Annotated in this window: 22 protein-coding genes and 1 tRNA gene; 14 read left to right on the top strand and 9 right to left on the bottom strand. The window is 60.3% G+C overall.

The genetic code is table 11. The annotated features are described in order from the left end of the window. Positions 1-91 precede the first annotated feature (91 nt). From acpP to VBE63_RS01325, 8 genes are all read left to right on the top strand, one after another. On the top strand, positions 92-328 hold the full coding sequence (acpP, locus tag VBE63_RS01360; RefSeq protein WP_200240133.1) for an acyl carrier protein: 237 nt from the start codon (positions 92-94) through the stop codon (positions 326-328). A 156-nt stretch (positions 329-484) separates the two neighbouring features. Continuing rightward, positions 485-1723: a beta-ketoacyl-ACP synthase II gene (gene fabF / locus VBE63_RS01355; protein ID WP_323681193.1), complete on the top strand. Its 1239-nt coding sequence runs from the start codon at positions 485-487 to the stop codon at positions 1721-1723. A gap of 43 nt (positions 1724-1766) precedes the next feature. Further along, positions 1767-2642, top strand: coding sequence for an aminodeoxychorismate lyase (pabC, locus tag VBE63_RS01350; RefSeq protein WP_323681192.1), 876 nt, complete (start codon positions 1767-1769; stop codon positions 2640-2642). Then, complete coding sequence (gene mltG, locus VBE63_RS01345; RefSeq protein WP_323681191.1) at positions 2639-3754, top strand: endolytic transglycosylase MltG; 1116 nt, start codon at positions 2639-2641, stop codon at positions 3752-3754. The genes pabC and mltG overlap by 4 nt, the downstream gene beginning before the upstream one ends. Further along, a complete protein-coding gene (gene tmk, locus VBE63_RS01340; protein WP_323681190.1) occupies positions 3754-4446 on the top strand; it encodes a dTMP kinase in 693 nt (230 codons plus the stop codon). Before mltG ends, tmk begins: the two co-directional genes overlap by 1 nt. After that, positions 4443-5513, top strand: a complete 1071-nt coding sequence (gene holB, locus VBE63_RS01335) for a DNA polymerase III subunit delta' (RefSeq protein ID WP_323681189.1) — start codon at positions 4443-4445, stop codon at positions 5511-5513. Before tmk ends, holB begins: the two co-directional genes overlap by 4 nt. A gap of 128 nt (positions 5514-5641) precedes the next feature. After that, on the top strand, positions 5642-5953 hold the full coding sequence (locus VBE63_RS01330) for a PilZ domain-containing protein (protein ID WP_323681188.1): 312 nt from the start codon (positions 5642-5644) through the stop codon (positions 5951-5953). 123 nt (positions 5954-6076) lie between these two features. Further along, a complete protein-coding gene (locus tag VBE63_RS01325) occupies positions 6077-6868 on the top strand; it encodes a TatD family hydrolase (RefSeq protein ID WP_323681187.1) in 792 nt (263 codons plus the stop codon). On the opposite strand, the gene VBE63_RS01320 is transcribed toward VBE63_RS01325, so the two are convergent. Together VBE63_RS01320 and VBE63_RS01315 are read right to left on the bottom strand one after the other, a co-directional pair. After that, entirely contained in the window at positions 6865-7722 is an 858-nt protein-coding gene (locus VBE63_RS01320; RefSeq protein ID WP_323681186.1) for an SDR family NAD(P)-dependent oxidoreductase, read from the bottom strand. The two genes, VBE63_RS01325 and VBE63_RS01320, sit on opposite strands and share 4 nt — an antisense overlap. Positions 7723-8086: 364 nt before the next feature. Continuing rightward, positions 8087-8515, bottom strand: a complete 429-nt coding sequence (locus tag VBE63_RS01315) for a hypothetical protein (protein ID WP_323681185.1) — start codon at positions 8513-8515, stop codon at positions 8087-8089. Between VBE63_RS01315 and VBE63_RS01310 the strand changes: the two genes are divergently transcribed. After that, a complete protein-coding gene (locus tag VBE63_RS01310) occupies positions 8501-9463 on the top strand; it encodes a hypothetical protein (RefSeq protein WP_323681184.1) in 963 nt (320 codons plus the stop codon). The genes VBE63_RS01315 and VBE63_RS01310 overlap by 15 nt on opposite strands. A gap of 139 nt (positions 9464-9602) precedes the next feature. Here VBE63_RS01310 and VBE63_RS01305 read toward each other — a convergent pair whose 3' ends face one another. After that, the gene (locus VBE63_RS01305; RefSeq protein ID WP_323681183.1) at positions 9603-10322 is read right to left on the bottom strand and encodes a hypothetical protein; all 720 of its coding nucleotides are present in this window, start codon (positions 10320-10322) and stop codon (positions 9603-9605) included. Positions 10323-10557: 235 nt separating this feature from the next. On the opposite strand from VBE63_RS01305, the gene VBE63_RS01300 reads away from it, so the two are divergent. From VBE63_RS01300 to VBE63_RS01285, 4 genes are all read left to right on the top strand, one after another. Continuing rightward, positions 10558-10642: transfer RNA gene (locus tag VBE63_RS01300), tRNA-Leu, on the top strand. 151 nt (positions 10643-10793) lie between these two features. Further along, the gene (locus VBE63_RS01295) at positions 10794-11264 is read left to right on the top strand and encodes a LexA family transcriptional regulator (protein ID WP_323681182.1); all 471 of its coding nucleotides are present in this window, start codon (positions 10794-10796) and stop codon (positions 11262-11264) included. A gap of 222 nt (positions 11265-11486) precedes the next feature. Further along, a complete protein-coding gene (locus VBE63_RS01290) occupies positions 11487-11900 on the top strand; it encodes an H-NS histone family protein (RefSeq protein WP_323681181.1) in 414 nt (137 codons plus the stop codon). Between the two features lie 512 nt (positions 11901-12412). Continuing rightward, the gene (locus VBE63_RS01285) at positions 12413-12601 is read left to right on the top strand and encodes a hypothetical protein (RefSeq protein WP_323681180.1); all 189 of its coding nucleotides are present in this window, start codon (positions 12413-12415) and stop codon (positions 12599-12601) included. 52 nt (positions 12602-12653) lie between these two features. On the opposite strand, the gene VBE63_RS01280 is transcribed toward VBE63_RS01285, so the two are convergent. The 3 genes from VBE63_RS01280 to VBE63_RS01270 form a co-directional block, all read right to left on the bottom strand. Next, on the bottom strand, positions 12654-14153 hold the full coding sequence (locus VBE63_RS01280) for a 2Fe-2S iron-sulfur cluster-binding protein (protein WP_323681179.1): 1500 nt from the start codon (positions 14151-14153) through the stop codon (positions 12654-12656). A gap of 2 nt (positions 14154-14155) precedes the next feature. After that, positions 14156-15553, bottom strand: a complete 1398-nt coding sequence (gene sthA, locus VBE63_RS01275) for a Si-specific NAD(P)(+) transhydrogenase (RefSeq protein ID WP_323681178.1) — start codon at positions 15551-15553, stop codon at positions 14156-14158. A 248-nt stretch (positions 15554-15801) separates the two neighbouring features. Next, the gene (locus tag VBE63_RS01270; protein ID WP_323681177.1) at positions 15802-16890 is read right to left on the bottom strand and encodes a diacylglycerol/lipid kinase family protein; all 1089 of its coding nucleotides are present in this window, start codon (positions 16888-16890) and stop codon (positions 15802-15804) included. Between the two features lie 37 nt (positions 16891-16927). On the opposite strand from VBE63_RS01270, the gene VBE63_RS01265 reads away from it, so the two are divergent. Beyond that, the gene (locus VBE63_RS01265; RefSeq protein WP_200240104.1) at positions 16928-17104 is read left to right on the top strand and encodes a PLDc N-terminal domain-containing protein; all 177 of its coding nucleotides are present in this window, start codon (positions 16928-16930) and stop codon (positions 17102-17104) included. Positions 17105-17169: 65 nt separating this feature from the next. Here VBE63_RS01265 and VBE63_RS01260 read toward each other — a convergent pair whose 3' ends face one another. The 3 genes from VBE63_RS01260 to VBE63_RS01250 form a co-directional block, all read right to left on the bottom strand. Then, entirely contained in the window at positions 17170-17562 is a 393-nt protein-coding gene (locus VBE63_RS01260) for a hypothetical protein (RefSeq protein WP_323681176.1), read from the bottom strand. 69 nt (positions 17563-17631) lie between these two features. Then, positions 17632-18441: a SanA/YdcF family protein gene (locus VBE63_RS01255; RefSeq protein WP_323681175.1), complete on the bottom strand. Its 810-nt coding sequence runs from the start codon at positions 18439-18441 to the stop codon at positions 17632-17634. 26 nt (positions 18442-18467) lie between these two features. Next, positions 18468-18995 carry a hypothetical protein gene (locus VBE63_RS01250; RefSeq protein ID WP_323681174.1) on the bottom strand — a complete coding sequence of 176 codons (528 nt, stop codon included), beginning with the start codon at positions 18993-18995 and terminating at the stop codon, positions 18468-18470. Positions 18996-19013 lie beyond the last annotated feature (18 nt).

Genomic DNA, 19013 nt, shown 5'->3' with positions numbered 1-19013 from the left:
TAAGCTTTCGCCCGTCAGTATTTGTCTCTAAAATGGCGCGGCCTCTCCTTGAGAAGGTGACGTGTCTTTACATCCTGAGGGTTTACCAATCATGAGTAGCGTTGAAGAGCGGGTGCGCAAGATCGTCGTCGAGCAGCTCGGCGTCAAGGAAGAAGAAGTAACCATGGATGCGTCGTTCGTTGACGACTTGGGCGCTGACTCATTGGACACGGTCGAGCTTGTCATGGCACTCGAGGAAGAGTTCGAGACCGAGATTCCAGATGAGGATGCCGAGAAGATCACTAAGGTTAAAGAGGCCGTCGACTACGTCAACGCCCATCTTGGTTGATCCTGAAGCCCTGATGGTCCGGCGCAAGCCGGAGTCGGTCAGCAGTGATCTTTAAGGGCTCCTGGGCCGGGTTGAGGTCGATACCTCTGAAGCACCCGGCGTTGAGCCTGCGGCGTTTGGCGGTTTGGCAGGCTAACTAGATTTGAGGGGTAATTCATGTCAGGCAGAAGGGTAGTCATCACCGGGCTCGGTATCGTGGCGCCGGTGGGGCTCGACATTCCGTCCGCTTGGGATAGCATCCTCGCGGGACGTAGTGGGATACAACCAATCACCCACTTCGACGTGAGCCCCTTTAGCAGCCGCTTCGGTGGCCCGATTTATGGGTTCGACGTGACCCAGTACGTGACCAAGAAAGAGTCGCGTAAGATGGACGCCTTTATCCACTACGGCATCGCCGCCGGTACCCAGGCGATTGAAGACTCGGGCCTTGAGGTCACTGAGGAGAACTGTCGTCGCATTGGCGTGGTCATTGGCTCAGGCATCGGTGGCATTACTGGGATCGAGAACAACTACGGAGCCTATCTCGAGGGTGGTCCGCGCAAGATCTCGCCCTTCTTCGTACCCGCGAATATCGTCAACATGGTTGCTGGCGATCTCTCGATCAAGTACGGGCTCAAAGGTCCTAACTACTCGATCGTTTCTGCCTGTAGTACGGCCACTCACAATATCGGCGATGCGGCATTCATGATTCGCCACGGCGTGGTCGATGCGATGCTGGCCGGTGGCGCCGAGATGGCCACCTCGCCGGTCGGACTCGGCGGCTTTGCGGCTGCGCGTGCACTTTCGACACGCAACGACGATCCGCAGGGGGCTAGCCGTCCGTTTGATAAGAACCGTGATGGCTTCGTGTTGAGCGATGGCGCTGGCGTGATGATGTTGGAAGAGTACGAGTACGCGAAGGCCCGCGGAGCGCGCATCTATGCCGAGATCGTCGGCGTTGGCATGAATTCCGATGCTTATCACATGACCGCGCCCTCGCAGACGGGTGAGGGTGCAAGCGATTGCATGCTGATGGCACTGGCGGATGCTGGCCTCGACAAATCAGCGGTTGACTATATCAACGCGCATGGTACCTCCACGCCAGCCGGTGATATCGCTGAGACCAAGGGGATCAAACGCGCCTTTGGTGACGCTGCTTATCAGCTCGCGGTGAGTTCGACGAAATCGATGACCGGCCACATGCTTGGAGCCGCTGGTGGCGCTGAAGCGATCTTCACTGTGCTCGCCATGCGCGATCAGGTGGCGCCGCCAACCATCAACTACGAGACGCCGGACCCGGACTGTGATCTGGACTATGTGCCAAATACGGCGCGCGAGATGAAGATCGACGTGGCCCTGAGCAACTCGTTCGGCTTTGGTGGCACCAACGGCACCCTCGTCTTTAAGCGAGTCTAGCCCTGCGGGACCTCTGCTTGGAGCAGCGGCCACCGGCTCGGCAGTGCCGCCTAGCCGGTGGCGTTGCCTGATCAATGGCGAGGCGCGGGCCGATGTCGATAGCCGGGACCGCGGGCTGTCCTATGGCGACGGTCTTTTCGAGACCATTGCTGTGCGCTCCGGTCGGCCCTGCTGCTGGCTCGATCATCTTGACCGTCTTGCGCTTGGTGCCGCGCGGCTGCGCTTACCGCTGCCATCGCCTGCTCGGCTGAAAGCAGAGGCGGCCCGGCTTGTCGAAGGCGTCGAGGTCGGAACACTTAAGATGATCATCACGCGCGGACCCTCCGCGCGCGGCTATCGTCTCCCGGCGCAGCCGCAGCCGACACGCATCCTCTTTGTCGACGAGAGGCTCGACGATCAGGGCCATGCGATGACTGATCCGAGCCGCGACCCCCGAACTGAGCAAGGCGTTCAGGTCCGGCTTTGCGATACCCGGCTCGGCCTGAATCCTCAGCTTGCCGGACTCAAGCACCTCAATCGACTCGAGCAGGTTCTCGCGCGCGCGGAATGGGCTGATCCGGGGATCGATGAGGGATTGATGCTCGATGCCGAAGGCGCCTTGGTCTGCGGTACCATGAGCAACCTCATTTTGATCACCGATGTGGGTCTCGAGACGCCATTGATCGATCGCTGTGGGGTGGCCGGGACGGCACGGGCTCAGCTGTTGCGTATCGCGGTCGCGTCCGGTTACCAGGTGCGAGAGCGGCGGCTCGGGCTTGATGATCTGCTCAGGGCACAAGGGGCCTTGTTGACGAATGCGCTCGTTGGGATTTGGCCGATCCGGTCCTTTGAGGGCCAAGAGGTTGATCTCTCCGGACTGCCTTGGCCTCTGATCGAGCAGGTTCAAACGCGGCTGATGCAACCGGAGTCTGATTGGTGAGAGCCTTTTTTGCTGGCCTCTTGTCTTTGCTCTTGGTCGGCGTGATCCTTGTCGGCGTGCTCTTGTTCGAGTATCAGCGCTTCTTGGCCACTCCGGTTGAGCGTGTCGTCCGTTCGGATGCACAAGATCGGACTGCCCTTGAGCTTGAGTCAGCGTTGGTTGCTGACCGCGACGAGCAGTCGGATCAACGGTTGTTCGAGATCCGACCAGGGACGCGTCTGCGAGACTTGGCCGCGCGCCTCGCCGATGAAGGGCTGATCGGTGATCCCTACTTCTTCATCGCCCTCGCGTATCAGGAGCGCTTGCAGAGCCAGATCAAGGCCGGCGAGTACGCAATCGTTCAGGGTATGCGCCCGCGGGACCTGTTGCGGCTGTTTGCGAGCGGACGCTCGGTCCAGTATCCAGTCACCCTGATCGAGGGTTGGACCTTCCGCGATGCGCTCGATAGCCTTAGCACTCATGAGGTCTTGACGCTGGAACTGGCGGGCTTGTCAGATGCTGAAGTGATGCAACGCATTGGTATCGAGGATGCGCATCCAGAGGGCTGGCTCTTTCCGGATACCTATCTGGTGACGCGCGACAGCACCGACGTCGCGGTGCTGAAGCGCGCCCATGCGCGAATGAAGCAGGTGCTGAATGAAGAATGGGGGCAGCGCCTGGATGACTTGCCGATTGAAACCCCTTATGAAGCATTGATCCTAGCCTCGATCATCGAGAAAGAGACCGGGCTTGCCACGGAACGCCCGGACATCGCTGGAGTGTTCGTCCGTCGGCTTCGGCGGGGTATGCGGCTACAGACTGATCCAACCGTGATCTACGGCATGGGCGATGACTACGATGGCAATATCCGTCGACAGGATCTTCGTCAGGCAACAGCCTATAACACCTATGTGATCGATGGCCTACCGCCGACGCCGATTGCCCTGCCAGGGCGCGAGGCTCTTCATGCGGCGTTGAATCCAGCGGCGGGTGATGCCCTCTATTTTGTTTCGCGCGGCGATGGGAGCCATCATTTTTCGGCAACGCTCAAGGAGCACAATTGTGCAGTGCGCAAGTACCAGCTCGGTGGGCGCTGCGACATGATTCAAGATCGGCGGCAGGATCGACCTTGATGAACACCGATTGGAGATCAGACGATGGCCTGCTGTCGGCCCAGTCCGGCGCCCACCCTGGCCGCTTCATCACGCTTGAGGGGGGTGAGGGCGCAGGCAAGACCACCCAGCTCAGGCGTTTAGTCGCTTGGCTCCAAGAGCAGGGGGTTGATCCGCTCGTCACCCGCGAGCCGGGCGGAACGGCGGCAGCGGAGCGGATGCGAGGGCTGCTGCTCGATTCAGCAAACGTTGGGCTTAGTATCGACGCCGAGCTATTGCTCGTCTTTGCCGCGCGCGCGGATCATCTGGCGCGGTGTATCGAACCTGCACTTGCGGCAGGGCGCTGGGTGGTCTGCGACCGTTTCACCGATGCCACCTATGCCTACCAGGGTGGCGGACGAGGCTTGGAACGGTCGCGGATCGAGGTGTTGGAGCGTTTTGTGCAGCGCGGACTGCAGCCCGATCTGACCCTCTTGTTGGACCTGCCGGTGGCTCAGGGTTTGGCTCGCGCCAGACAGCGTTCTTCGCCAGATCGCTTCGAGGCTGAGGATCTGGCCTTTTTCGAGCGTGTGCGAACGGCCTATCGAGAGATTGCCGAGCGATCAGCTGATCGGGTCTGCCTGATCCGAGCCGATCAAACTGAGGAGGCGGTTGCCGCTGAGGTGAAGGCTTGCGTTGCCAGGCGCCTGCTTGCTGGCGTCTTGAGTCGATGAATCCGCCCAGCTCAGCGACAAGGTCTTTAGCGCCGATACCGCCTTGGCTAGAGGCGACCTGGCAACGGTTGTTAGGTGCGCATCGGCAATCCCGGCTGGGTCAGGCCTTGCTGCTGACCGGGCCATTAGGGATTGGCAAGGGTCTGTTGGCTGATCATCTGGCGCGCCTGCTGCTGTGTACTGCCTCCAGCGCGGATGAACGGCCCTGTGGGGCCTGTGCCGATTGTGCGCTTCTGGATGCCGGTCACCATCCGGATCGTTTTGTGCTAGCGCCTGAGACGGATGGGGCTAGCGGAGAGATTCGTGCCGAGCAGGTTCGTCAACTCTGCGGTCGCGAGACCTTGACCCCCATGCGAGGCGCGACGAAAGTCCTTGTGGTTGTTCCTGCAGATGCGATGAACCTGTTTGCAGCGAACAGTCTTCTGAAGACCCTGGAGGAGCCCGTTGACTCAACCGTTTGGATACTGATCACCGAGCATCCGCAGCGTTTGAGCCAGACGATTCGAAGCCGCTGTCAGCAGATCAGCTTGACCATTCCCCCTGCGGCGCAGGCGTTGCCTTGGCTTGAGAGAAGCCTCGCGCGACAGGTTCCAGCCAGGGCGGAGGCCGATATCAAAGCCCATTCAAGCCGCAATCGGGTCGAGCAATCTCTGGCGTTGGCGCAGGGTGCCCCCTTTCGGGCATTGGCGCTTGCGGAATCCGGTGCCTTGGAACGGCGCCAAGATTTGTTGGAAGCGATCATTGGCATCGCCCGTGGAGAACATGATCCACTGGCCGTTGCCCATGATTGGCAGGGATTGGAGCCCTCGGTCGCACTGGCGGCGATGATCGATGGGCTCACCGACCTGTTGCGACTCTCGGTTGATCCAAGCAGCACGCGGATGATTCATCTTGGGCAGCGCCGATCGCTGACGATCCTGGCCGGGCAGATTGAGCCGGTTGCTGGGCATCGGTTGTTGCAGAGGCTATTGCAGGCAAGGTTGTCCATCGATGCGCCTGTCAATAAGCAAATGCTGTTCGAGGCCCTCTTAGTGCACTGGGCTCGGCTGACCAGCGTTGTTATCTAAATGTTGCCTAACTGCTGTTCGTTGCAGCACGAGCAGGCTCGTGCGAAGCATTTCAGGAGGAGGTTCCCATCGCGCAATCACCGCTAACCGGCCAGCAGCCCGAGGGGCGTCGTCGTATCCTAAGTCTGGTGATCAAGGATCGACGTGCTTTGCATGCGGCCTATATGCCGTTCGTCAAGAATGGCGGTCTCTTCGTCCCGACGAGTCACCCTTATCAGCTTGGTGATGAGCTTTTTTTGCTGGTGCAGTTATTGGACGAGCCTGATCGCATCCCGGTTGCGGGCCAGGTGGTGTGGGTAACGCCTGTAGGCGCAGAAGGCAACCGTGCGGCGGGTGTCGGTATCCAGTTCAAGGAGCAGGAAAAGAATGCTATCCGACACAAATTCGAGCAGTATCTGCCCAGTGGCGCTGATGCGCAGCGTTCAACTCATACCATGTGATCGGTTGTTGGTGATTGGTTGTTGGTAAACCTTTGTTGATCCGCGCAATGCTGTTGATCCACGCAATCACCGGCGGGGCAGGCTTGCGTGGCTGTCTCGTCTCTAGATTTCTGTTGGCTTCTTATGTTTGTTGATTCTCACTGTCATCTCGATCGCGTTGATCTAGCCCCATACAACGGCGATTTCGGCGCAATGCTCGCGCGCGCTGGCGAAGAGGGCGTTCGACACATGCTCTGCGTCTGCATCGATCTGGAGCACTACGATGCGATGCGTCGTCTGGTGAGTCCTTATCCGAACGTCTCGGTCTCCGTCGGCGTGCATCCGAACGAGCCCGGCGCTGATGAACCTTCGCTCGAAACCTTACTTCAGCTTGGCGCTGATCCCGAGGTGGTGGCGATCGGCGAGACTGGACTCGATTATCACTACAATGAGGGTGATTTGGATTGGCAGCGCGAGCGATTTAGGGTACACATCCAGGTCGCTCGGAGGCTCGCAAAACCTTTGATCATTCATACGCGGGACGCGCGCACCGATACGATTGCGGTGATGCGCGAGGCTGGTGCCGATGCTGCAGGCGGCGTCATGCACTGCTTCACCGAGACCTGGGAGATGGCGCAGCAAGCGCTTGACCTCGGCTTCTACATCTCGTTCTCGGGCATCTTGACCTTTAAAAACGCCGCCAGCCTGCGCGAGGTCGCACGCGCGGTGCCGCTGGAGCGTTTGTTGATCGAAACCGACTCGCCCTACCTGGCGCCGGTGCCGCACCGAGGAAAGAAGAACGAGCCAGGCTTCCTGTCCCATGTTGCGGCGCAGGTCGCCGAGCTGCGAGGGCTGTCGGTCGAGGCGCTTGCAGAACGAACGACAGAGAACTTCTTTCGGCTATTCGCTGGGGCGAGCGCGGTCCTGACTCATTAGGCCTCGTCGAGGTTGACTAGGCGCTCGCTGATCTCCCAGACGCGGGCATTGGCAGCGGGATCGCGGGCTTGGGCTGGCAGCGAGATGATGCGGCAATCGCCGAAATACTCGCCGCTGACGCCGCCGACGTCCGGCGATTCGATCAGGTACATGACCCGCTCTGCGGCTTGCTCGGGCTGTGCAAGCGCCCAGCCGAGAAGCAGGCTGACGGATTTCCAGAACAGGCCCTGTGCGCCGTCGGTGCCGCCGAGATTGGACTTAAAGACGCCTGGGAAGACGCAATTGACGGTCACGCCGGTCCCTGTGATCCGTTTTGCCAACTGGCGTGTGAAGTGGAGCATGCCGAGCTTTGATTCGACATAGGCGCGCATCATTTTGAATGAGCGGCCTTCCCAGTTCAGGTCGCCGAGCTCCATGGCGTCGTTAATGCGGGTTCCGATGTTGATGATTCGCGAAGGTGCAGCCGCCTTGAGCTGATCGAGCAGGAGGTTTGTGAGCAGGAAAGGCGCCAAGTGATTGACCGCGAGGGTGCATTCGATGCCATCTTCGCTGACGCAATACTTCGGATAGGCGGTGGCTGCGTTGTTGACCAAGATGTCGAGCGTCGGCGCTTTCTCAGCCACCTCTTTGGCGAGCTTGCGAACCTGGGCCTGGGATTTCAGGTCGGCGATGAGGAGCTCGAGTTGATCGTTTCCGGTTGCCGCCTTGAGTTCCTCGAGGGCCTGTTTGCCTCGCGCTGAGTCCCGCGCCACCATCAGCACGCGCGCGCCTCTAGCGGCAAGCGCACGCGAGACCGCCATGCCGAGTCCAGAGTTGGCGCCAGTGACCAGCGCGGTTTTGTCTGCTAAATCCATCGAAGATCCTCGTGAGGTGAGTCAGTCGGTGTTGTGCCCCGAGTCAAGGGGGTAGCGCCGCCGCAGGGCGTCGGTCAATGCGGTTGCGCATTAGACATCGTATCGATTGGTTCTGAAACGATGAAAAACGACCATCATATGATGTTGGTCAGAGCCGATCTTTCAGGTATTGACGCGAGTCAATCTTGACTTGCGTCAGTCCTTTCAGGAGATCCGACGAGCTTAGCACCCTGCACCGGGGACTTGGCATCGGCACCAGACTGATTGATGATGGACGGCGTTCAGGGGCGGATACAACGAACATAAGCTGATGGTTTACCCGTCTGATCCCAAATCAGTGCGTCCCGCGGACATCGCGGGGTTTCTACACCACGATGCCTCTGAGGGCTGCCCTCCTATGCCTGACGCTGACGCTGGCTGTGCTCAGCGTCGATTGGACCCGCGTATTGAAGCGATGCAAAACTCGCTTGTCGAGCGCATCGTGGCGATCGACGACGAGCGACGGCGGAGCGCCACGCAGATGCATCGAGCCTCCGAAATGCTGCGCAGAGAGCTTGCGACTCTGGCCAAGCGCCAACGCTTGGGATTGGGGCTGGTCGCTGGTCTGATGATACTCTTGACGGCCGTTTCGATCGGCTTTATTCAGGTTCAGGCTCAGCGGATGCAGGGGCATAGCGGGGTAAATCTTGAACAGCTGCGGCAGCAGATCGCGAACATCAAGGCAAATGCAGGTAACGCAGGGGGTGCAGGGGGCGCAGTTAGAGCCGGGAGCGCAGGATTGGCCGATGGCCATGAGATGGTGGAACAGGCGCACGAGATCAACGTCGCGGACGGCGCAGGGGCGGTGACTGGCGATGACGCCCTTGCTGACGCGCGTTCCGAGGTCAGGCCGTCCTCTTCAAGGGATGTCGAAACCCTCGAGACGGCGACATTCAAGGCTCTGACCCAAGATCTAGAGGGCCAGATCCTGGCGTTACGCGAGCGTCTCGGCGAGCTGATGGTCGATATTGACGAGATCAAGCCAACTGGCAGCTCGGCAGACGCGACAACGATTGTGCCGCTGCCTGGGCGGGCAGCGAAGCCTCTGCCGCCAGAGCCATCTCCGCCAGAGACGACGATCCCTGAGTCTGCGGGGCTTGAGCCTGTGCCGCCGGGCGATCAGGCAATGAATGGCCAGCCAGCCGATGACGTGGCGGACGCGCTCATCGAACATCGGTTGGCTGAGGTTGATCGTGACTACCAGCGCCTAGCGCGTGAGCTGTCGTCTCCTGCGGTTCGCCCACGTTGGTTGGGTGAAGACGAGCCAGAGCAGGAGCCAGCGTCAGGGCAGGAGCCGGAGCCAGCGCCAGAGCAGGAGCCAGAGCCGATTGACGCCATGCAGGCTAAGGTTGATGCAGGCGCTTCTGAAGTTGCCTCGCCGGCGTTGATCCTTCCGAGCCCTGCGCGCATCGCTGTCGCCAATCGTCCCTTCGCGCTGCAACTCATTGGCTTCTACCGCCGTGAACTGTTGGACGATTTCATCGAGCGTAGCCCGTTGCCGAGCGAGGTTTATGTCCGAGAGGAGCGTTTTCGGGGTCGACCTTGGTTCGTGTTGATCCACAGCCTACACAGGGATCAGGCCGCTGCGCAGCAAGCCACTGAGGCATTGCCGAATGAGCTCGGTGAACTTGATCTTTGGATACGAAGGCTGCCGGTAGAAACTGAGCTTGACGTCATCAAGACGTCCGATGATCAGAGCTAATGGTCAGGCCCGATGTCCGCAGCTACCTGATCTGCTCCAGTTCGGTCTAGCGGCGCCTTTCGGACGCCGCGTGAGACCGGGGGAGCAGGTCAGCTGGGCGTGGCAACTGGGCGGAGCAGCTTGAGCTGCTCGTTATCGGTCAGGGTATGGCGATCGAAGCGCCTTGACTCGAGAACACAACACGCATGTCGAAGTTCTGAAGCTGGTTAAGGATCGTCGGATCTTGTTCGATGTCGTAGATCCAGGCGGCTGAGCGACCATCGATTTCCGTTGCATTCGTCTCGACGATCTCGGTGGGGACCACGACCCGGTTTGCGATGTGCATACCGGCGAACATTGCTGCCATCTGCTCGAGCATTTGCGGGTCCGTCTCCTCAGCCTCGCCGCTGCTCTCATGATCGGTACTGCGTTGGGTGAGTACATAGTTGCCCTCGGCGTCCTTGGAGAGTGACAACTCGCTGCCATCGAAGTAGTCCGTCTGCTTGAGCGCGGCAAGATGCTCGAAGCTGACCTTGATCTCCATGTAGCGCCAGCCATCGATGGTCTCGGACGTGGCAGAGACGAGCTCAACCCCTTCGAGCCCTTTCGCTGCGAACTCTTCACGGACCTTGTTCTCATCGAAATCGAGATCGAAGGGTCTGTCCGCCTCCATATCCAAGCCTTCGCCGCCTCCCTCTTGCATCGCTTGTCCCATCTTCTCCATCGCCTCGACCTGGGCGATCGCCTGCTCCGACATCCCGTAGCGCATGTCGAGGGTTCCTGAGCCATCCTGATGGAGGGTTAGGGTTTGGTCGACCTTGATACAGCCAGTCATCGCCAAAGCGATTGCGACAACGCACAACCAACGCAACATGTTCATCTCGCGCTCCAAGTTAAAATCCAGGTGAAAATCCAGGTGAAAATCAGCGCAAGACCATCCTACGTTCGTGGTAAAAAAGCAAGTCTTAACTGTGACGCCTCAGCGCGCACCACGATCCTGCGACTTCAGATGACCCGAGGTCGAGAAAACCGTTAAACTGTCATCTGAGGTGAGCGCCCAGGTCTGGGATCGCGAGGGTAGGCTAATGAGCCCTTGGGCGTTGCCCTGGCCTCAAGCGCGGGTGGCGGAATTGGTAGACGCGCTGGATTTAGGTTCCAGTGGGTAATCCCGTGGGGGTTCGAGTCCCCCCTCGCGCACCATTTTAAATCAATGACTTATAATCTTTTTGACGCTTGATGGGGATCGCTCTCTTGAGCAATGCGACCAGCGCTGACGCATCAAGTGCCTGATCCGCTGCCTAAAGATTGACCGCTCGGGGGGTGGCCATCACCAAGACCTGCAGGGCTAGGCATGGTTGAGCAAGGCTTGCTGATCCAGCACCTCAGCCCGTCTCGACTCGATCAGGCCATTGAGGTCATCGACCCGCATGCTGAGCCGATCTGTGCTTTGCCATTGCTTGGGCGCGTCAGCGCCGGTTTGCCGCTAGAGGCGATCGAGGACCCGGACTGGGTTGAGGTTCCCGTGCGCCTTGCCCGTCTGGCGCAATTTGCCCTACGTGTCCGTGGTGACTCGATGACCGAGGACCAGATCGAGGACGGGGATCTGATCTTGATTCAGCCTAAGGTCTTTGCCGACAACGGCGCCATTGTCATTGCTCTCATCGAAGGCGAGCGGGCTACCGTCAAACGCTTCTATCGTGATGCTCATCATATCCGGCTTCAGCCCGCCAATGCCGAAATGGCGCCATTGCGTTTTACGTCCGATGCGGTCGAGATCCTCGGTGTAGTCACCGCTGTGCTGCGTGAGCTGCCACGGCCTTGAAGGCCTTCTCAGTTGACTCTTCATTCAGGGTGAACGCGTATTCAGCAGGTCATTGAGCCTGGCATTCGGGGGTAAAATGAGCTGATTGGGCGATTTCTGGGCTCGTTTCTGCTAATACCCTTGAAATTCCAGTGAGGAAAAGGAATCATTGCCTCTGTGCCTGAGCGTTGCGAACTGCAGCTCGGGATTCATGATGAAAAAACAGGCATTGAGGTATCACTGATGAACCATTACGAACAACTCAGCGCAGAGGAAATTCAGGCCCAGCTCGATCAGGTCGCCCAGGAGCAACAACAGCTTCACCAAGCGTTAGAGCTTCGTCACAAAGCGGAAGCCTTGGCCTTGGTAGCGGAGGTGAAGCAGCTGATCCTTGATCGGGGCTATGAGGTTGGCGAGATTGCTGAGCTGATCATTGGTCGTGCGGGTGGAAAAAAGCAACGCGGCACTAAGCGTACAGCCGTTGCAAGCGCCAGCTATACAGGCTACGCGGACCCGGATAACCCGGACAATGTCTATACCCGTGGTCGGATGCCGAACTGGCTCATCGAAAAAATGGCGGCCAATGGCTTTGATCCGGCGGACCCGGAACAGCGTCAGCAGTTCAAGCAACAGCATCTGGTTGAGCTTGCCGCCTAAGCCGCCCCGTTCGGCTATCTGATGCCGGGCGGTTGTTTCGTTTTCACTCCATTGGCGATGAATGTTCAAGGGAGGATCTGCGGCGCCTCACTGACGACGTCCTGGTGATCGAGCCAGGCGGCGCTCGGTTGCCCTTGAGTGCGAGGATCATGTCTGGCTTGCCGCTGTTATCGGTGGCGGTGTGCTCTACCAACGCCGCCTGTTGCTGAAGACAGCATAGGCGCCCTGCTAGGCTGTGAGGCAGGACAGCAGGCTCAATCGGTTGTGGTGCATCGTCGGAACAGAAGTTGCATGCGGATTTGGGTTGGCTGTACAGTCAAGACATGGTGAGACCGATCTGTGCTCTCCAGGGTAATTCATCGGTTCATGCCCCATCTAGGGCATGGCGATGAAGAACCGACGACCGCCAAACTAAGGGTCGATCTCAGGATCGATAAAGCAACAAGAACAGGCCAAGGGCGTCACGGGAAGGTGACGAAAACGTCCTATAAAGTGGCCAAAATGGAGTGACCATGAACCAGAACAGCAGCTTCAGCGAGTGGGTCGCCAGCATCGAGCATGGCGATTGCGGTTTTACCTATGTGCGTTTTTATGCCGATGCGCCGAGTTGGGTGCGCAACGAGGCCATCAATCGCTTCGGCAAGGGGACCGTATTCCTGCCGCCGCGCCAGAACCGATCACTCAACAGCGCAGCAGCCTGAGATAACCTGAAGCGGCAAACGGCCGCCAAATCCTGATTGGGGTCTTGAGCCTTCAATCGAGCCCTTCGCTCGCGATGCGCTCCTTGGGGATGCCTGCCTTCAGTAGGGCTTCGGCAACCGCGGTTATGGCGCTGGTTGGACCGGCGACGTAATAGCGCGCCGTCGCGAGATCCTCAAGATCGGATTCCAGCAGGGCCAACAGATCGGCGCAGGCCGCCTCGACTAGGGGTGTGTAGGCGAAATTGTCGAGCGTGTCGCGCAGCGCGCGACACCAAGGCTGGTGATAGTGCATCTGCATCGCAGGGACTGACCAGTACAGATGAAAGGCCTCGATGCTGTCGATGGAGACGGCATGCTCGATCAGGCTCTTGACGGGCGCGATTCCGTCGTCGAGCGCAATGAATACCGCCGGCTCGGTCGCGTCCTCGGCGAGCACGAAGTCGCCGTAGGGACCGGTGAGGGTGACTGGATCTCGTGGTCTAAGCCGCTCGAATACTGCTGTGCTGAAGGCATTGCTACCAGGCCGAACCGAAAACAGCAGATTGCGCCCGTTGCAAGGGCAACTGGCGATGGGTAGCTCCTGCTCGACCCCATCCGCAAGCCTGAGTCGCGCACGCTGCCCTGCCATAAAACGCAGCGTGTTGGTGCGTGGGGTCTGCACATGCACCAGCATGAGCCCATCGCCCTGGGGCTCCAACTTGCGGATCTGCGCCTGGATCTCCTGCTCTGGCAGGTCAGCGGGCGAGTGCGCTTCGGCGGCTTCGAGCTGGATGTCGGTCACCGCGGTGTGGGAACAGCTGAGCAGGTAGCCGAGTTGCTTCTCACGCTCGCTGAGCACATAGTCGTGCTCGCGAATCCGATAGACCTCGCCGCTGACCAGGCGCACCTTGCATTCGCCGCAGTTGCCATTGGCGCAGCCGTAGTTCAGGCGCAGGCCAGAGCGCACCGCAGCCTCGAGGATGGATTCATTGCCGTCGACGAAAAATTCGTGTCCGGACGGGATCATCTTCACGCTTGCTGACATGATGCGTAGAAAGGTGTCTTTCGCCAGTAACTGAGTCTGTGCGGCTTCAACCGCCTCTTCGCCGAGGGCGGCGCGACGCTCGCGGAGCCAAGTCTTCAGCTCCTGTGCCTGCGATTGGGCCTGCGTTCGGGTCTGAGCCCGCGCTTGCGCGGGTTTTATCTCTCCGCCTGCAAGCGCGTCGAGTCGCTGCTCGATCTCATCCATCAAGGCTTCGAGCTTATCAACGCGGGCGATGCGCTGCACCAACGCCTTGGCCAGCGAGCGGATGCGGCTGACCAGGACCTCTTGGCTCGGTAAGCGGGTATCTTCGTCATGGCTGCGCGGCAAGGCATCGGCCTTGATCTGCTCGACCCGCTCGAGATCGCCGGTTTTCTCCAAGCTGACGCTGGGATAGACATGCAGCAGATCGCTGATCGCGACCTGGCCCTCGAAGGTCTGCATCTCGCCTTGGCGGATGCGCTTCTGGATCTCGGCTCGGGTCACCCCGGCGAGCCGCGCCGCGCGCGATAGACTCAGGAGCTGCGTCATCGTCAGAACAACCGATTGAGCCCGTTCAGGGCAGCGACCCGATAGGCCTCCGCCATGGTCGGGTAGTTGAAGGTGGTCTCGGCGAAGTATTCGATGCTATTGGCACTGCCCGGCTGCGACATGATCGCCTGGCCGATGTGGACGATCTCCGAGGCCTGCTCGCCAAAGCAGTGGATGCCGAGGATGGCCTTGGTCTCGCTGTGGAACAGCAGCTTCAGCATGCCGACGGTGTGGTCGGTGATCTGGGCGCGGGCAATGCTCTTGAAGTGGGCCTGGGCGACCTCGTAAGGGATCTTTTCGGCGGTCAGTTCGTGTTCGGTACGCCCGATTGAGCTGATCTCAGGCACCGTATAGATGCCGGTGGGGAACTCATCGATCAGCGACCAATCGCAGTTGCCGTCGGCGATCACCGCACCGACGAAGCGGCCCTGGTCGTAACTGGCGCTGGCCAGTGCCGGCGGACCGGCGACATCGCCGACCGCGAAGATGTGCTCCAGCTCGGTGCGATAAGATTTATCAACCTCGATCTGGCCGCGCTTGTTTGGCTCCAGGCCAATCGCCTCCAGGCCCAAATCCTCGGTGTTGCCGCTGCGCCCGTTGGCCCAGAGCAGGGCGTCGGTCTTGAGCTTCTTGCCCGAGTTGCAGTGCAGCACGACGCCGTCGTCGCTCGGCTCGACGCGCTCGTAGCTCTCGTTGTGGCGGATCACCACGCCTTGCTCGCGCAGATGGTAGCTCAGCGCGTCGGTGATCTCGTTGTCGAGGAACGAGAGCAGGCGCTCGCGGGTGTCGACCAGGTTCACCTTGACGTCGAGACAGGCCATGATCGAGGCATATTCGCAGCCGATGACGCCGGCGCCGTAGATGGTGAGGCTGCGCGGGGTATGCGCCAGCTTGAGGATCGAGTCGCTGTCGTGGATGCGGGGATGGCTGAAATCGACATCCGGTGGATGATAGGGGCGGGAGCCGGTGGCGATGACGAGATGCTCGGCTTCGATCAGCTCGGTTACCCCGTCCGGGCGCTGGACCTGAACCCGATGTGGGTCGACGAAGCGGGCATGGCCAAACAGCAGTTCGACCCGATTGCGCTGGTAGTAGCGATAGCGGGTGCGCACCTGATGGTCGATCACCGAGTCGGCGGCACGCAACAGGTCTGGGAACTCGACCTCGACCTGATCCCGCGTATGCTGAAACAGTGGGTTGCGGCGATAGTCGGCGAGCATCTGGATCGAGTGCCGCAGGGCCTTGCTCGGGATGGTGCCCCAATGCGTGCAGCCACCGCCGACCTTGTCATAGGCCTCGATCACCGCGACGCGCTGGTTGGCCTTGGCCAGCTTCATCGCCGCGCCCTCGCCGGCGGGGCCGGTGCCGATCACGATGCTGTCGAAGGTACGCACTGCCATACTGCCTCTACCTCGGCGCTCTGCGGTGGCGCGCTGCCGAAAACACTCAGGTTAGCATAGGCGCTGCGCCTGCCAACCGATCTGGTGGCGCCAAAACCGCCTTTATCGATGCAGCCTCAAGGTTTACTCACGCGATTCATCTGCCGCGGTGGCGCCGCGCCATGGGCATTAGGTTTAACGGTGAGGCCTGAAGCCATCACCAGACCACAGCCACGGCTGCACGGCGAGCTGCGCGCGATTGTCCTTGATCAGGTTGCTGCAGCCTGGCCTGGCTTCAGCACGCGCAGCGCGGCCGGGCGCAGCTGATAGATCAGCGGCGTCCTGAGGCGGAGCCGCTCGCCGTCATTCATCACCACGAGCCAATGTTCGCGGCGGGTCTCGATCCGCAGTGACTGCGGTTGCTGATGAAAGAGGCGCGGATCATCCGCCCAGTCGCCTTGCAGAAGTCGTAGGGCGAGCCGCGGCAACTCCCAGAGTGGGCCCTGGCAAATGCCGTAGAGACCAAGCCTGCCGGTGTCGAGGCGCTCACGGCTCAGATAGGGCTGAACAATCGATCGAATCGGATTGTTGGTGATCACCAGGGCGCGTGTTTTGACCTTCAACTCCTGGCCATCGGCGGTGATGCGCAAGCGATGATAAGGGTAGCGCCAGAGCAATCGGAGTGCCTTGCGGACTAGCCTGACGGCGGCATGGAACAAGCCGCGGCCGCGCACCGCCTCGCGTGTGCGTGCGAGAGGCGTCGTCAGACCAATCATCGAGGCACAAAGAAACGGTTGCCCGTTGACGAAACCAACATCAATCGCTGTTTCGGTCACGGACGATCCATGGGCTGACGCATGAGTCGATCCGTTAGCCGATCCGTTAGCCGATCCGTTAGCCGATTCAGCGGTCAATCTGTCGGTTAATCCATCGCTCAAGCGACCTGAGCGACCGCTGAAACCCTCAGTCAAACAGTCAACGGCCTCCTCAGCATTCAGCGGGATGCCAAGGTCGCGTGCCAGCAGATTGGCGGTGCCAAGCGGGATGATGCCGAGCGGAACGCGGGTATTGATCAACTCCGAGGCGACCGCGAGCACGCTGCCATCGCCACCGAGCACGAACACGCCATCGACACCCTTCGCGATCGCCTCCCGCAGATGCTTGGTCCAGGCGTTTGGTTGATCGCCCTGGCGGCCGATCGCGATCAGGATGACCTCCTGGTGTTGATCATGGCCTTGATCCTGGTGTTGATCACAGCCTTGATCACGCAGTCGATCGCCGAGCCGCCTGGCCAGGGTATCGATCTGCTCGCCGCCGGCGCCGGCGCGATGGTTGACGACGATCACGGCCTGAGACATGGTGTCAGCTCTTTAGCGACTCGGAGAAAGATCGGTGGTGGGAATCGAAGTTGGCGGCCTACTCGGCCTGTTACATCTGATCGTCGTTGTGTACGCCTTCATCAAGATCGTACAGAGCAATGCGGGCACCTTGGGCAAGGTGCTCTGGGTCGTCTTGATCTTACTGTTACCCGTGTTTGGTTTGATCATCTGGCTGCTGTTTGGGCCAAGCTGAGACGGAGCGGTCGCGGTGCCCCCAGGTTTGCCGCCTCGAAGGGCTCTCCTGCTGGCGGTCTCGCTTTACCACTCAACTGGGATATAGACATAGGTCTTGGGCACATTGGCGCCGACGACTTCGATGGCGATCGGCTCGAAGAAGTTGCCAAGGTTGGCCGTCGCGCCAGCCGGGTAGCGGCCGAAATCAACCTGGTTGCCGAGCACCTGATAATCCGCGGTGCCGGCCGGTATCTCGAACAGCACCCGGCAGGGCGAGAGGGCACAGTTGCCGGTGTCGCCTGGCTGCACCTTGATCGTATTCGCGCCTGAGGGGAAGCTCTTCACCTGCTTACAGCCACCCAGGCCAATGGCGATGAGGAGGCAGAGTGAGCCGATGAACGCGAAGCGTCCGGCGTTGCGCAGCAGTGGCCTTGGCGGCTTGCCGCTTAGCGGCTGAATCGGGTCGAAGCAGGGCATGGTGGAAGCCTCTGTGTTGAGAGTGAAGCGCGTCAAAGGTTGTATGCAAGATTGAGCTATGTTGCCGTTTCAGTGGTCAGGCGATCGGGCGGCCTTCAGGCCGTCCGGTTGCTTGGGCGTCAGGTCTAACGCTGGCTCTGCATCATCGCGCAGACGAATCATCTCAGGCTCGCCGAGAAACCGTGGTCCTTGGCCAGTGAGGACGTCGAGCACAGCCGCCGCACGGGCCAAGATCTCGCGGGTGCGCACCTTGAGATAGCCGATATGCCTGGGATCGGCTGCAGCGTAGCCGCGGGCATCAATGCCAAATTGTCGACCAAGAAAGATTGCGCGCGCCGCGTGGAAACGCTGGCTGACGACAAGCACCTCATCGAGACCAAACACCTCTTTCGCTCGCACCATCGAGTCCAGGGTTCGGAAGCCGGCGTAATCGAGAGTGATGGAGTCGGCCGGAACACCGAGCGCGATCAAGTCCTTCTGCATCGACACGGGCTCGTTGTAGTAGCGGGTGGCGTTGTCGCCGCTGACCAGGATTCCGCGCACCTTGCCGTTGTGATACAGCTCGGCGGCGGCCGCGATACGCGCCTGGTAAAAGGGGTTGGGTCGACCTCGGATGCCGCGCGAGGTGCCCAGAATGAGCGCGACTTCGGCAGGCTGCATCTGGTCCAGCTGGTCGGTGATCGAGCAGCGGGTGGAGAGCGAGATCCCGAGGTCGATCAGCAGCAGCGTCACCACCAGACTCGCCAGACTGATCAGCAGGACGGACAGACCGCGGCCGATGCGTTTGCGCCACAACCTCAGCCTGACCGCCGCTGCGGTGGTGTGCTCATGCTCGGATGGCGGCTGCTCAGTGTCTGATCGCGGCCAGAGCTCAGGCATTCCCGAAGTCGATCGCAGTCATATGCTCAGGGTAGAGGCTTGGGGCCATCCTCCTTCGAGGTCTCAATCATGCGCTCGATCTCAGATGCATCTTTCGTTGGCAGATCGGAGGGGTCGAGGGTGACTGCGGATTCGATTTCTTTGACCGCTTCTGTCTCCGCCTGGGCCATCTTCTCGCGCTCAGCGGCGGTTTGGACCTTGCAGGTCTCGGCGAAGCACTGTGCGAGCTGGTTCATGATGCACCCGGTTGCGGGGACGTTGGCATCCGGTGCGGGGTATTGGAGTAGCACCTGATTCATGAATTCATCGTTGGAGACGTCGCCGTCGTAGAGCGCGGTGATCCCGCTATCGAAGGCGGTATTCTTGCCGAGAAGCGCGTTGACGGTCGTGCTGCCGATACTCAGCGGGCCGCAGTTGGCCTGGACCAGCGCCCGAAAGCCGGCTTCGCTTGGGTGTTGGAACGGATTGCCCAGGTAGACCGAGGGGTCGGTGATCTGGCCATCGGTGGCGCAGCCGCTGAGCAGGGCGAGCACTGCAGCCGCGAGCAGGGTCATGGCCTTGCGCGACAACCG

The sequence above is a fragment of the Lamprobacter sp. genome (genome assembly GCF_034860625.1).
Lineage (GTDB): Bacteria > Pseudomonadota > Gammaproteobacteria > Chromatiales > Chromatiaceae > Lamprobacter.
The sequence above is the reverse complement of the archived record's forward strand: the minus strand, read 5'-3'. Positions and strand labels throughout refer to the sequence as shown.

What these genes read in the sequence shown, in the direction of transcription:
- VBE63_RS01290 (WP_323681181.1), top strand. Translation starts at nt 11,487, where the DNA reads ATGAACCATTACGAACAACTCAGCGCAGAGGAAATTCAGGCCCAGCTC.
- tmk (WP_323681190.1), top strand. Translation starts at nt 3,754, where the DNA reads ATGAACACCGATTGGAGATCAGACGATGGCCTGCTGTCGGCCCAGTCC.
- VBE63_RS01315 (WP_323681185.1), bottom strand. Translation starts at nt 8,515, where the DNA reads ATGGCCATCGGCCAATCCTGCGCTCCCGGCTCTAACTGCGCCCCCTGC.
- VBE63_RS01325 (WP_323681187.1), top strand. Translation starts at nt 6,077, where the DNA reads ATGTTTGTTGATTCTCACTGTCATCTCGATCGCGTTGATCTAGCCCCA.
- fabF (WP_323681193.1), top strand. Translation starts at nt 485, where the DNA reads ATGTCAGGCAGAAGGGTAGTCATCACCGGGCTCGGTATCGTGGCGCCG.
- acpP (WP_200240133.1), top strand. Translation starts at nt 92, where the DNA reads ATGAGTAGCGTTGAAGAGCGGGTGCGCAAGATCGTCGTCGAGCAGCTC.
- VBE63_RS01320 (WP_323681186.1), bottom strand. Translation starts at nt 7,722, where the DNA reads ATGGATTTAGCAGACAAAACCGCGCTGGTCACTGGCGCCAACTCTGGA.
- VBE63_RS01295 (WP_323681182.1), top strand. Translation starts at nt 10,794, where the DNA reads ATGGTTGAGCAAGGCTTGCTGATCCAGCACCTCAGCCCGTCTCGACTC.
- VBE63_RS01260 (WP_323681176.1), bottom strand. Translation starts at nt 17,562, where the DNA reads ATGCCCTGCTTCGACCCGATTCAGCCGCTAAGCGGCAAGCCGCCAAGG.
- VBE63_RS01270 (WP_323681177.1), bottom strand. Translation starts at nt 16,890, where the DNA reads ATGTCTCAGGCCGTGATCGTCGTCAACCATCGCGCCGGCGCCGGCGGC.
- holB (WP_323681189.1), top strand. Translation starts at nt 4,443, where the DNA reads ATGAATCCGCCCAGCTCAGCGACAAGGTCTTTAGCGCCGATACCGCCT.
- VBE63_RS01250 (WP_323681174.1), bottom strand. Translation starts at nt 18,995, where the DNA reads ATGACCCTGCTCGCGGCTGCAGTGCTCGCCCTGCTCAGCGGCTGCGCC.
- VBE63_RS01305 (WP_323681183.1), bottom strand. Translation starts at nt 10,322, where the DNA reads ATGAACATGTTGCGTTGGTTGTGCGTTGTCGCAATCGCTTTGGCGATG.
- VBE63_RS01285 (WP_323681180.1), top strand. Translation starts at nt 12,413, where the DNA reads ATGAACCAGAACAGCAGCTTCAGCGAGTGGGTCGCCAGCATCGAGCAT.
- VBE63_RS01255 (WP_323681175.1), bottom strand. Translation starts at nt 18,441, where the DNA reads ATGCCTGAGCTCTGGCCGCGATCAGACACTGAGCAGCCGCCATCCGAG.
- sthA (WP_323681178.1), bottom strand. Translation starts at nt 15,553, where the DNA reads ATGGCAGTGCGTACCTTCGACAGCATCGTGATCGGCACCGGCCCCGCC.
- VBE63_RS01280 (WP_323681179.1), bottom strand. Translation starts at nt 14,153, where the DNA reads ATGACGCAGCTCCTGAGTCTATCGCGCGCGGCGCGGCTCGCCGGGGTG.